The 656-nt window shown below is 60.1% G+C and carries 1 pseudogene; it reads left to right on the top strand.

Annotated features, from left to right (window positions below):
• Positions 1-231 (top strand): annotated as a pseudogene (locus QT222_RS00210) (dimethyl sulfoxide reductase); the annotation flags it as partial.
• Positions 232-656: the final 425 nt, after the last annotated feature.

Here is a 656-nt window from a genome sequence, read left to right as displayed (position 1 = left end):
ATGAAACCCGGTCTCGTCAACACCGACCAGGGATGGTGGACACGGGATTACGTCAAAGGACACCACAACGACCTGACGCACGACGAAGTGAGCGACGTCGGAAAGACGTTCTCGTTCTACGACGTGCGCGTCGAGGTCGAACCGGCACCGGACGACATCGACACGAGCAAATACGAAGGTAACCAGCCGACCGGCGCTGACGCGTCGAGCGCTGGCGTGGGAGGTGACTAATCGGAACGGCACACATCGCATCATTGCCGTCGGGGAGTGAACTGGTCGTCTCCCACCCCTCCTCACTCCCCATTCACGCGTTCGAAGACAAGCCGAGTTCTCCCGTCGTCTGGTCGTCTCTCGTTCTCCTGAGCGACTGGTCCCCCGTTCTCCTGAGCGACTGGTCTCTTCGAGTGCCAGTGCCGTTGACCGACTCGTCTCTCACCGACCGGAACGGCCCGTTTCTCGTGGTGAAGACACTGACGATTGTTCGCACACGTCGAAGACGGTATATAAACCGCTTCATTATGCAGCAAGCGGCCTACCGGACCCGAGTCCGTCAGTTCAGGTGTACCCATGAGGGACCTCCAACAGCCGAGACTGACACCACTCCCGGAGTGGGAAGCCGAGGCCAAGCAGATTCTGGACGGCGTCGACTACGACGC

It is taken from the genome of Haloferax sp. s1, assembly GCF_058382125.1.
This window is presented reverse-complemented; position numbering and strand designations above follow the sequence as displayed.